The 12,612-nt window shown below is 39.9% G+C and carries 10 protein-coding genes; 6 read left to right on the forward strand and 4 right to left on the reverse strand.

All coding sequences use genetic code 11. From position 1 onward, the window contains the following. Window positions 1-452: 452 nt before the first annotated feature. The 4 genes from C9J40_RS04060 to mnmH all read left to right on the forward strand — a co-directional run bounded on the left by C9J40_RS04060 (window position 453) and on the right by mnmH (window position 5,107). The gene (locus C9J40_RS04060) at window positions 453-2,102 is read left to right on the forward strand and encodes an APC family permease (RefSeq protein ID WP_107245856.1); all 1,650 of its coding nucleotides are present in this window, start codon (window positions 453-455) and stop codon (window positions 2,100-2,102) included. Between the two features lie 116 nt (window positions 2,103-2,218). Continuing rightward, a complete protein-coding gene (locus tag C9J40_RS04065; RefSeq protein ID WP_107245858.1) occupies window positions 2,219-2,767 on the forward strand; it encodes an NAD(P)H nitroreductase in 549 nt (182 codons plus the stop codon). A gap of 214 nt (window positions 2,768-2,981) precedes the next feature. Continuing rightward, the gene (gene selD / locus C9J40_RS04070; protein WP_107206122.1) at window positions 2,982-4,016 is read left to right on the forward strand and encodes a selenide, water dikinase SelD; all 1,035 of its coding nucleotides are present in this window, start codon (window positions 2,982-2,984) and stop codon (window positions 4,014-4,016) included. Continuing rightward, on the forward strand, window positions 4,016-5,107 hold the full coding sequence (gene mnmH / locus C9J40_RS04075; protein WP_107245859.1) for a tRNA 2-selenouridine(34) synthase MnmH: 1,092 nt from the start codon (window positions 4,016-4,018) through the stop codon (window positions 5,105-5,107). Before selD ends, mnmH begins: the two co-directional genes overlap by 1 nt. A 68-nt stretch (window positions 5,108-5,175) precedes the next feature. Here mnmH and C9J40_RS04080 read toward each other — a convergent pair whose 3' ends face one another. Continuing rightward, window positions 5,176-5,955, reverse strand: a complete 780-nt coding sequence (locus C9J40_RS04080; protein ID WP_107245861.1) for a glucosaminidase domain-containing protein — start codon at window positions 5,953-5,955, stop codon at window positions 5,176-5,178. Window positions 5,956-6,121: 166 nt separating this feature from the next. On the opposite strand from C9J40_RS04080, the gene C9J40_RS04085 reads away from it, so the two are divergent. Beyond that, entirely contained in the window at window positions 6,122-8,107 is a 1,986-nt protein-coding gene (locus C9J40_RS04085) for a DNA topoisomerase III (RefSeq protein WP_107245863.1), read from the forward strand. Window positions 8,108-8,162: 55 nt separating this feature from the next. Here C9J40_RS04085 and C9J40_RS04090 read toward each other — a convergent pair whose 3' ends face one another. Beyond that, window positions 8,163-9,782, reverse strand: a complete 1,620-nt coding sequence (locus C9J40_RS04090; protein WP_107245865.1) for a sensor domain-containing diguanylate cyclase — start codon at window positions 9,780-9,782, stop codon at window positions 8,163-8,165. Window positions 9,783-10,062: 280 nt separating this feature from the next. On the opposite strand from C9J40_RS04090, the gene C9J40_RS04095 reads away from it, so the two are divergent. Beyond that, window positions 10,063-10,338 (forward strand): hypothetical protein, encoded by a 276-nt coding sequence (locus tag C9J40_RS04095; RefSeq protein ID WP_107206127.1) that lies wholly within the window; start codon window positions 10,063-10,065, stop codon window positions 10,336-10,338. A 58-nt stretch (window positions 10,339-10,396) separates the two neighbouring features. On the opposite strand, the gene C9J40_RS04100 is transcribed toward C9J40_RS04095, so the two are convergent. Continuing rightward, window positions 10,397-12,280: a DUF3413 domain-containing protein gene (locus C9J40_RS04100; protein ID WP_107206128.1), complete on the reverse strand. Its 1,884-nt coding sequence runs from the start codon at window positions 12,278-12,280 to the stop codon at window positions 10,397-10,399. 51 nt (window positions 12,281-12,331) lie between these two features. Beyond that, a complete protein-coding gene (locus C9J40_RS04105) occupies window positions 12,332-12,550 on the reverse strand; it encodes a YejL family protein (protein ID WP_045083319.1) in 219 nt (72 codons plus the stop codon). Window positions 12,551-12,612: the final 62 nt, after the last annotated feature.

Raw genomic sequence — 12,612 nt, forward strand, 5'->3', positions numbered from 1 at the left:
AATATGGATATTTTTTAATGTTTCTTGATGAGAATTGGGGGGGAACTTTTTCTCATTTTTATAATATTAATAATATGTAGCCTAATAAACATTGAAATAGGGTGTAAAATAAAGTGAAAAAATAAATGTGAAATTTATTTTCCTCGCCAGTAGATTCAATGCTCAGAGAATAAAATAGAAATTTTTAGTTAGTAATGTCGTGTTAGTAAAAGATTGTCGTTATTGACCTACGACTTTATGCAATGCTAAAAAATATAGGAATCGATAAAATATATAAGTAAAAACTTCTGCTTAGTTACCTCTGCTACAGCATTATTAATATGACCACTATAAAACCACTTTTTTATTAATGTTAAATTTGAGAATTTTCACGTTGTATAGCACTGGCTGCTTTAAGTTCTAATAAGAGCAGTTTGTAAAGTCGGTATTAATAACAGGAAGGATAACTATAAATGAATAATAATTTAGAGCTAAAGCCTAAAAGGAAGATGGGCTTAGTATCATTAACCATGACAGGTATTGGCTCGATAATTGGTTCGGGTTGGCTTTTTGGTGCCTATCACGCGGCAAAAATTGCAGGACCTGCTTCACTCGTTTCATGGGTGATAGGCGGTATAGCTGTGTTGGTTGTTGCGTTGACTTATACCGAGGTCGCAACCTTATTCCCTAAATCTGGCGGTCCTGTTCGATTTTTAGAGCTGACTCATGGCTCCATTGTCGGCTACATGGCGGCTTGGGCTACTTGGCTTTCAATTGTGACAGTTATTCCTATTGAAGCTGAAGCTTCGGTACAGTACATGCACTCTTGGCAGTGGGAATGGGCTAAACCTATTACATCAACAATATTTAATGCTCAAACACAAAGTTTGTCGTTCGTTGGGTTACTTATTGCGGCGGGACTCATGCTGATTTACTTTCTGCTTAATTACTGGAGTGTCAGTTTGTTTAGTAAATCTCAGACCAGTATTACGATCTTTAAAATAGCGATCCCAATTTTCAGTGTCGCTTCGATTGTCGCGGCAGGCTTTCATCCGCAAAACTTTACTGCTGTTAATCATTCCTTTGCGCCCTATGGATGGGCTGGATCATTAACGGCCGTAGCAACAGCAGGTATCGTCTTTGCTTATAATGGCTTCCAAAGCCCGATGCACTTTGCTGGAGAATCTAAAAATCCTGGTAAAGATTTACCAAGAGCAATCATTCTGACGCTTATCATCGCTGTATTTTTGTATTTAGGATTACAAGCCGCTTTCATTGGTGGTGTTGAACCATCGGAGCTTGCTGTAAAAGGTTGGAGTTTGGATTTCTCATCACCATTTGCTCAATTAGCGATAGCACTAAACCTTAACCTTGTTGTGATGTTGCTTTATGTTGATGCTTTTGTTTCTCCGTCTGGAACTGGTATTACCTATATGGGGACAACAACGCGGATGCTATTTGCGATGAGTGAGTATGGCCACCTACCAAAATCGTGGTCAAAATTACACCCGAAATATCATATTCCCCGTGCAGCATTGTGGGTGAATTTATTTGTTGGCTTTATTTTCTTATACCTATTCCGAGGCTGGGGACAATTAGCTGGGATTATTTCTGCGGCAACGGTTGTAACCTACATTGTAGGTCCGATGGCGGCGATGTCACTGAGAAAGCTTGCTCCAGATGCTGAACGTCCTGTTCGTTTAAAAGCGTTACAAATCATTGCACCATTAGGTTTTGCTATCTCATCTGAAGTGCTTTATTGGTCTCGCTGGCCGTTGACGGGCAAAGTGATCTTTATTCTACTGCTAGGGTTTGTGATTTATGCTTACTTTCAAAATAAACGCGGTTGGAAAAATATTAAACAACACATGAAGTCGAGTGCTTGGTTACTCGGTTACTTTATCACTATGGTTGTTCTTTCGTTTATTGGCAGTGATCAATTTGGTGGGATCAATATTATTCCATTTGGTTATGATATGGCTGTTGTTGCTGTAGTCAGTTTATTTTTCTTTTACTGGGGAGTTAATTCAGCTTGGTTAACACCAAAATTAGAGCATGAGTTAGCGCAATTGGAAGTGAAATCTGAGCCAGCAAAAGCGCTATTGGTTAAGCACTCTATCTGATATTGCTGCGATAGCCCTCTATATTTAGACAGGTTTAAAAATAAAGGGTTAGAACCTTAATCTCTTGTAGTGTCCATGATACATTTAAAAAATAACTATTTTCATTTGAGGTTGTCATGGACGCGTTATCACTGTTACTCAATCGTCGCTCTATTCCTAAACTTGTTGAACCTGCACCTGAAGGGGAAGTATTGGATAATATCTTTCGTGCGGGTCTGCGTGCCCCCGATCACGGTGGTTTAATGCCATGGCGTTTTATTGTTTCTCAAGGTGATGGATTACAACGTCTTGCTGATATTTTAGTTTCAGCGGCTAAAGCTGATGATCTCGAAGAATTTGTAATTGAAAAAGCATCTAAGGCTCCATTTCGTGCACCCATGGTCATTACGGTTGTCAGTAAGGTAACAGAAGGGCATAAAGTCCCTGTGATTGAGCAACATTTATCAGCAGGTTGTGCGGTACAAGCGATGCAGATGGCGGCGGTAGCACAAGGCTTCTCTGGATTTTGGCGCACAGGTTCATGGGCTTATCATCCCGTTGTACGTGAAGCATTAGGCGTACAAGGTGAAGATATGATCGTGGGCTTTTTATATTTAGGTTCGGCGAATTGTCGTGAAGCTAAACTGCATGAGCGTGACTTAAACCAGTTCGTTGAATATCTTTAACGCTAAAGCATTTCAAAACTATATTTTAAAGAGGTGATACCTATTCGGTGAACAATACCGTGAGGGGGGTCACCTTTTTTAGCTCAGATTGATTATTTTTAACGCTATTTTTGATTTATATCAATGGAAAAATAGCATGATATTCGCTCTAAAGATGACAGGTGTTAGGGGCAGGAGTAGAATCCCTGACTCTTTCCCTTTTTTGGAGCGTGTCATGGAAAATGTTCGCCTAACTCAATACAGTCACGGTGCCGGATGTGGTTGTAAAATTTCTCCCCAAGTTCTCGACACCATTTTACGCACCCAGTTAGCCCCATTCTCAGATCCTAACCTTTTGGTGGGTAATGAAAGTAAAGATGATGCTGCCGTTTATGATTTAGGTAATGGTACAGCAGTGATAAGTACTACCGACTTCTTCATGCCAATCGTTGACGACCCATTTGATTTCGGTCGTATTGCCGCAACGAATGCGATCAGCGATGTGTACGCGATGGGTGGTAAGCCTATTATGGCGATTGCTATTTTAGGTTGGCCTGTCAATATCTTAGCCCCTGAAATTGCGCAACAAGTCATTGAAGGCGGTCGCTCTGTATGTCGTGAAGCAGGGATCTCACTTGCTGGCGGTCACTCTATTGATGCCCCTGAGCCAATTTTTGGTCTTGCTGTTACAGGTATTGTTGATACTGCTCGTGTGAAGCGTAATGACAGTGCTGAAGCAGGCTGTAAGCTGTATATCACTAAGCCATTGGGTATTGGTGTATTAACAACAGCAGAAAAGAAATCTAAGTTGGCTGATGAGCACCAAGGATTAGCACGCGATTGGATGTGCAAATTAAATAAACCGGGCGCAGATTTTGCTGACGTTGCGGGTGTTAAAGCCCTAACGGATGTCACAGGTTTTGGCTTAATGGGTCACTTAACAGAGATCTGTGAAGGCAGCAATTTAAAAGCAAAACTGTGGTTTGATAAAGTGCCCACATTGCCTGGTGTGTATGAGTACATTGAGCAAGGTTGTGTACCAGGTGGTACTGAGCGTAACTTTATGAGTTATGGCGATAAACTTGGTGAAATGACCGATCAGCAAAAAGCAGTATTATGCGATCCACAAACATCGGGTGGCTTATTATTAGCAGCAACACCTGATTGTGAAGCTGAATTAATTGAAATTGCGAAAAAATACGACATTTTGCTGGAAGCGATTGGTGAGTTAGAGCCGATGGATGGCGATACCTTAATCGAGGTTTGCTAATGCAACGTCCCAATTGCGAAGATTTTCGCAGTCTTTTTGTTAATGATACACCGTTAATGGATATGCGTGCGCCGGTTGAGTTTACTCAAGGCGCATTTCCTACTTCTGTTAGTCGTCCTTTGATGACGGATGATGAACGTGCAGCAGTAGGTACATGTTATAAAAATCAAGGCCAACAAGCAGCGATTAAACTGGGTCATGAATTAGTCCATGGCGAAGTAAAAGCAGCACGTGTTGCCCAGTGGAAAGCGTTTTGTGAAGCGAATCCTAGCGGGTATTTATATTGTTTTCGTGGTGGATTACGTTCACAAATCACCCAACAGTGGCTTAAAGAAGCGGGGATTGATTTTCCTTTTATTACTGGTGGTTATAAAGCGCTTCGCCGTTTTTTAATCGATACCATTGATGATATCGCACAAAAGCCTACTGTGATTGTGGCGGGTAATACGGGGAATGGTAAAACCATTATGGTCAATGAGCTTACGAATGGTATTGATCTTGAAGGTGCAGCCCATCACCGTGGTTCATCATTTGGTCGGTTTGTTACCCCACAGCGTACGCAAATCGCTTTTGAAAACGATTTAGCGGTACAAATGCTAAAAAAACACGATCGTGGTGTGACACAGTTTATCTATGAAGATGAAAGTAAGAGTATTGGCTGCGTGATGGTGCCATTATCGCTTCAAGCTGCGATGAAACAAGCATCCATCGCCGTTATTGAAGATCCAATAGATGTGCGTTTAGGCCGTTTATTGGATGACTATGTGATCACGATGCAACATGATTATGTTGCCCATTACGGTGAAGAGCAAGGCTGGATCTTGTTTGAAGAATACCTTGAAAAAGGCATGTTTAATATTCGTAAGCGTTTAGGTCTAGAGCGTTATCAAGAAATACTCGATGCGCAGAAACATGCGATTAACGTGATGCAATCAACGGGATCTGTGTCAGATCATGATGGCTGGTTAGTGCCTTTACTTGAACAATATTATGATCCAATGTACACCTATCAGTTAAGTAAAAAGGCAGAACGTATTGTTTTTCGTGGTGATTATCAAACAGTAAAAGCGTGGTTTGAAGCGCAATCATAATGTGATTGAGAACATGAAATAGAAGCTGATCAGTTAATGCCATCATTAACGATCAGCTTTTTTAATATCTATGAAGAAGACGTGGTTGGAATAAGATCTTTATTTGAGTTTATTAGGTCTAATAAGCGTTGGATGTATTGATGCCCAATTTGCGAATATTCGAGTAAGCCATGAACTAATGCTTGTGCGGTGATCGGTTTATTATCCTGTTGCAGTTTTGCACGAATATTACGCAGTTCACTATAAGCATCATTAGTATTGATGTTATTAAAATAAGATTCTACTGCTGCATGGATAGAAGGAAAACTTTTCACTTCATGATAATGTTCAAGATCAATATCTAATGGCGGAATACCGCACCCTTCGGTAAAGCACCATTCGCCAAAATAACTATTTCCTTTTTCAGCAAAGCGTGATGTTCCCCATGATGATTCTAATGCGGCCTGTGCGAGGACTAATTGTGCAGGTATAACATTAACGCGCTTTAATAATTCTGTTAGCCATTGCTGGGTAATTGTTTTTTTTGGTAATGGCAGATCATATTGCTGACTAAGCGTTGTAATTAAGTCGTTATCTAAATCTATCTTGGCTGGATCTTTACTCAGGAGTTCTAGTTGTTGACGATCTTCTAAGATCTGGTGATTAGTTTCTTCAACAAACGGATATAGATAGTCAAAGAAGGCTTTCTTTTTTTCGTCAATGTTGAGGAAGGCACCAAAGTTTGGTTTATCGGGATGGCTGAAATCATTATGTTCAATAAAATCATGCAATGAGTCTCTCCCAACCCAGAGCAAGCCAAGTAGCAATACAACAGCGAATACGGGGGTCAATGTTTTTAAATTAAGCATTTATCTCTCTTATGAATCGACTGTTCAGTATTGATTAAGACGCATTTTATCACATCTAAGAAACAAAATTAGGCGTTGCCAACTGGTTTTATATCCAGTATTTCTTGCTGCACTGCGCTGTTTTAGGTACAGTTTCAGCATTATTCACTGTCATATAAAGATTTTGATGAGCCGTTTATATATTGCAGAAAAACCAAGTTTAGGTCGGGCGATTGCCGCAGTGCTTCCTCGACCTCATAAAAATAATAATGGTTATATCGAAGTCGGTAATGGCGATATTGTTACGTGGTGTATTGGACATCTACTTGAACAAGTCGAGCCTGATGCTTATAACGAGCGCTATAAAAAGTGGAATTTAAATGATTTACCCATCATTCCTGAAAAATGGCAGCTTATTCCTCGTAAAGCGGCGAAACAGCAATTAGCGGTAATTAAAAAGTTAGCTAAATCGGCTTCAGAAATTGTCCATGCTGGCGATCCTGATCGTGAAGGGCAATTGCTGGTGGATGAGGTGATAGATTACGCTAAATTACCTACGACAAAGAAAAAGACCGCATTACGGTTACTTATTTCTGATCTTAACCCAGCCGCAGTTAAAAAAGCGTTATCTTCTATGCGCAGTAATCATGATTTTGTACCATTGTCGGTATCAGCCTTAGCTCGCTCTAGGGCTGATTGGCTTTATGGTATGAACATGACTCGAGCTTATACTTTACTTGGGCAAAAAGGGGGGTATCGGGGGGTATTGTCTGTTGGGCGAGTACAAACACCGATTTTAGGTTTAGTGGTGCGTCGTGATGATGAGATCGCTAATTTTATTCCTAAGCCTTTTTATGATGTGTTTGCACTTATTCCTTATGCAGAGCAAGAGATTCAGGCGCGATGGCTACCAAGTAAAGCTTGCGAGCCTTATCAAGATGAAGAGGGAAGAATACTCAGTCGGCAGCTTTGTGAAAATGTGGTGAGTCGTATAAAAGGACAAGCCGCGGAAGTCACAGAATCTGAGCGTAAAGAAACCAAGCAAGCGGCGCCTTTACCTTACTCTTTATCAGCATTACAAATTGATGCTGCTAAACGCTATGGTATGAGTGCGGCAGATGTTTTAAGTATCTGTCAGTCGTTATATGAAAAGCATAAAGTGATCACTTACCCACGTTCTGATAGTCGCTATTTACCTAACGATCATTTCAAGCAAGCTGGTGAGGTTTGTGGTGCTATTGCCAATACAGACAATAGCTTATCGAATGCGGTATCTGGCGCAAATACAGCATTAAAGTCCAAAGCATGGAATGATAAAAAAGTGGATGCTCACCATGCGATTATCCCTACGCCAAAAGCGGTGAACCCACAAAGCTTAAGTTCCAGTGAAGCGAAGATCTATCAGCTAGTAGCAAGACAATATTTGATGCAATTTTACCCAGCAGCGATTTATGCGGAAGCGAAGTTAGTCTTTACTATCGCTAACGGGCAGTTTGTAGCAAAAGGACGTCAACTAATGGATGCGGGCTGGCGGGTATTATTAGGGCGAGATGATAAAGGTGATGATAACGATTTGGCTGATAAAGTGCCGCCGTTGACAAAAGGTACGGTATTAACTTGTCGAGATGGTGTAATAAAAGACAAAATGACTGAGCCACCCAAAGCGTTTACGGAAGCGACCTTATTGCAAGCAATGACGGGGATTGCTCGCTTTGTTTCTGATCCATCGTTAAAGAAAATTTTACGTGATACCGATGGTTTAGGCACTGAAGCGACACGTGCTGGGATTTTAGAAATTTTATTTAAGCGTCAGCTATTACATCGACAAGGTAAAACCATTCATGCAACCGAGGCAGGGAGAGGCTTGATTTATGCCTTGCCGAATGAAGCAACCTATCCTGATATGACAGCGCATTGGGAACATCAACTACAGGATATGGCAGATAAAAAATATGCTTATCAACCCTTTATGGGCGCACTAGAGGTACAGATAACAGCCCTGATGGAAAAAGTAAAAGTCTCCGATATTCCACAAAGCTTACGCGATCTAAAGTCACCCGAATGGAGTAAGGGGGGAGCGAAGAGTCGATACTCAAAGAAAACGACAAGTGCAAAATCTTCATCTAATACTGCAGGTAAAACAACGCGAAAACGAAAGCCAAAAGAAAAATAGAAGATACAGAGGACACAAAGTGGTTACGTTATTAAGTCGCCACTTTGTATTGAAACTAGAGTAAGAGTCTGTAACAGTTTCGCCCTTCATCTTTTGCGCGGTACAAGGCTTTATCAGCAGTATTAAATAGCATTTTATAACTACTGCCTTGAGTCGGTACCATAGAGCTCACACCAATACTGAGGGTGACTATCGGATTTTTTTTCGTTTCTGACTCTTCGATCTGCGGGAAAGGCAATGCCATTTCATTCATTGTGGTTAAGATCTTTTTCGCAGAAAAAACAGCGGCTTTACTGTCTTGACCTGGAAGTAATAAAACAAACTCTTCACCACCGAAACGAGCAAATAACGCCCCTGCACGTCTTTCAATATCTGCTAGCCCGTGAGCTATTTTCTTTAAGCAGAGGTCACCGGCGTCATGGCCTAAATGATCGTTATATTGCTTGAAGTGGTCAATATCCATGATTAATAAAGAAATAGGCAACTGATGTCTTTCAGCTCGACGCCATTCATCTGCAATCGACTTATCAAATACGCGACGATTAGCGATATTGGTTAATGGATCAAGACGAGAAATTTTTTCCAGCATCTTATTAACGTTATTAAGCTCTTCAGTACGGGTAAGTACGCGCTTTTCGAGATCTCTATTGAGCCGTTTGAGACGATCTTCAGCCTGATGACGAACGAGATGCTGCGAAATGATAAACCCGTATTGTTTTAATAACTGGTGGTGATAAGTACGGAAAGGGCGACCTGTTAACAGATTATCGCAAGCAATCCAACCTATTGGGGTATCTTCATCCCATAAAGCAATATAGGCACTCCAGCCAAAGCCAACCTGCTTTAAATCGTGATAAAGCGGGGTGTTTTCTTGAACCGCGAGGTATTCTTTTTCTTCAAGTGTTCGTGTTGCGTACCATTGTTTTGGGATCACTGACTCAAAATAATATTCATCTATAGTATTACCAGCAATATCAGTACCATAGGTACCATGCATGCGGTATTCTTTATCAAATAGAAAGACTGCCATACGATCGATTTCGAGTTGTTTTTTTCCTTCATCAACGGCAATAAAGAGCATTTCTTTGATTGATTTTGTTCGCCATAGCATGAAAGAAATACTATGCATAGCTTGGAGTTGCTCAAGTAGTAGATCTTGTTCGTATTGGCTGTTTCTTAATTCTTGCTCTACATGTCGGCGAGAGCTATTTTCTGTTTTAATTGTTGGCGATAAAAGGTTGGCATCAATTTCAGTGGCAAGGAGTGTACACAATTGACTAAATGCCCCAATATCTACTTTCACGGTATGAGGAAAATCTATAATTAGCCAGCCGATACGTTGTTCACGACGTTGTAGTGGCAGCCACACTCGATGAAAACCAGAATTAGAAGTAGTGAAAGGTTGTGTGCTGTTTTGCCCTAAAAGTGATTGGTAAATATCGGCATGTGTTTCTTCTGAAATGACAACAGGTGGAAAACTATACTGGATACCGGCTTCATTCTGCTGCACGAGAGACTGCCAATGTCCTTTATAAGCCACAACAAGCTGGCAATGATGGACGTTAAAAAACTCCATAAGATTACGGCAAGTTAGTTCACATATAGTACGTAAGCTATGCGCATTCCCCCATTGCTTTGTAATGTTTTGATAAAAAAGATCAACGTGCTTCTTCATTAAAGGATATATTCCAATTGAGCCTAATTCATTTTTAATATTATTTTTAATATTTATAACAGTTTATATTTTAACGATTCATTGATAAATAGGCGCGATATAACCCACAAAATTGTACTGTTATTGAAATTAAGCGTTAAAAATGCGATCAGATCGAGGCTTAAACTGTCTTTTTATTTAGACATGAAAAAGTGATTTTCACCACTATACTTATGTGAAATGCAATTATATTTATAGTGAATAATTGTGAAGTGTAAACAATATTAGGTGAGTGTTAATAATGAAGTCTTACCCACTTTTCTTTTATGTTTGTTTATATTTTATATTAACGGGATGCACGACAAGTCGTCATCAACAGCTTTCTGAGTTAGGTTTTACACGCCCTTATCTTGATGGTTATCAAGATGGGTGTCACAGCAGAAAGCTTGATGAAATGATGCATAGAGAGGGGTTTAGACGTGATCCTGAACGAATGGCAAAGCAAGGTAAGTATTTTAATGGTTGGCAAGATGGATTTAACCATTGTTATAGTGATGCAAGGGATGATTACCACTGATAAATAAAAAGCAGCGATTAATTAACGCTGCTTTTTATTTTTAGTTTACGATAAATAATTACTTGTCATTATCTTGATTACGGTTCGGTTCATAGAAACGTTTTAATTCATTCATGACCTGCATTAGTGTTGAAAGCTTTGGTTTGCCTTCGTCTTCTAATTGGTAATTTTTATCGTAGACATTGTAATTACCATATTTATCAACCACGGTTGTTTGTTTATTTTGAACAACGACAATATCAGAATCATCTCCAGCTAATAACCAACGACGAGTATTATTGTTATCAAATAAACTCACACCTGAACTGTAATTTGAGCTCGCTGAAGCGACATTAAGTAATGATTCCATCAGTGTCGGTACCAGATCTAAATTACTGGTTAAGCGTGTCACTTCTTGCGCAGAATGATCTGGCCAGTGAATGATCAGCGGTACTTTTATTTGGTATTGGCTGTAGTTACTGCCAGAGCCCCAAGTGTTGTTACCTGTCTCATTAAATTCAGTGCCGTGGTTAGAGGCAATTACCACGATGGTATTTGCCATATCACCTTTTGCTTCTAACTGAGCAAACACTCGTCCGAGCATTTCATCAATATGATACGCCGCATTACGGTAACTATTTTTGAGCAGCAATGTGGAATCGACCCCTTTTTCATTAATGGCATTGCTGCCTAATGACGGAGTGAAGCGAGGTTTATAATGTTCACCTTCTTTAAACTGTTGAACAGAGGTCAATTCAAGGAAGCTAAACCATGGTTGATTTTGTTTTTGTTTATTTAACCAATGATCCCAATCTTTTATTGCATGAGAATCACTTTCAATGTCATGAGAGTGTCGTGAATCTGTTACTGCCAGTTTAGCATTGGCAAAAATAGCTTCACGATAAATCGGTAAATCAAAATTCTCGCCACTGAATAAACCAAAATGATAACCGCGTTCTTGAAGAGTATTGAGTAATACCGGTGATTTTTTCTCAGCGCGAATACTATTGATATAGCCACTTGGTAAGCCATATAGCAGGCCAAATACGCCAGTCGAATTGCTATTACTTGAACTGTAGTTATTGGTGAAATTCAGATTGTTTTGAGCAAATGCCGTTAAGTTAGGCATAACCGTTGATGTCAACATATCACTGCGTAGACTATCAACCATAATGATCAGAAGATTTTGGTCTGTGCCTTGATCATTAAAACTTAACTTACTGATCGGATAGCGAACAAATTCACTGTTTTGCACGCCTTGCTCTGCACGACGTTTAGCATATTCTTGTCGATCTAATAAACCATGCTTTTCCATGAAGGTTTTTGCCGTCATCGGATAAGAAAATGGGAAATTAGAACGTTGCATCGTAACGGGACGGTATAAATTTGCATCCGCCCAGATGTAAATGAGATGGCTACCTAGAAAGCAAACCCCAAAAACAAGGGCGATAGGACCGCCAACATGTTTGCGGGTTAGCTTTCTAAGTTTGCGCCATACCCACTCTGAGCACATTAGCTCAAAGAGGAAGATGACTGGAACAACGACAAATAGATATTGCCAGCTGGCATTTAATTCTGTCTTATCGCCACTTAACAATAAATCCCATACCAATGGGCTTAAATGTAAATCTACTGTTTGATAAGCATAGGTATCAAGCAATAGGGCGGTTAAACCAACGGTGCTGACTAATACCCCAAATAAACGCATTAAACGTTGCGAGGGGATCAAAAAGCTTGCTGGAAATATAATGAGAATATAAATGCCAAAAACAAGAAAACCGAAATGACCAACCCAACTTAATAAAAGGTAAAGTTGCCCGATCAGCGTTGCTGGCCAGTCTGAATGTGTAATATATCGCGTACCCAATAGCATGGCTGCGATGATATTAAAGAAACTGAACCAATGTCCCCAGCTAATTAGCTGTGAGACTTTCTCTTTGTAGGTATTTCCGCTGGCGACCATAAATGTCAATTCTTCTCAGTCTTCAATGCAAGTTTAATATGACTATTAAACTTAGTCTTTTTTAATTGAGGTCTGCAGAGCTTTAGCAAATTTTTCTGCAATCACTGCGCGTTGAGCAGCCGGCACATTCGCGTTAATAATATTGGTTGCAATATCACCAACAACCATCAGTGCTAATTCTGGTGATGTTTTATGTTTTTCAAGTACATCGAACATGTCATCAATGATTTGTTCAACTTGTTTAGTGCTGTATTTTGAAGTAATTGGCATAAGAAATCTTGTTTAATGTTTACATAAGCGACTTATGATAACCTAGAGTTCACTTTTCTTGA

Source organism: Photobacterium sp. GB-72, assembly GCF_003026095.1.
Taxonomy (GTDB): Bacteria; Pseudomonadota; Gammaproteobacteria; order Enterobacterales; family Vibrionaceae; genus Photobacterium.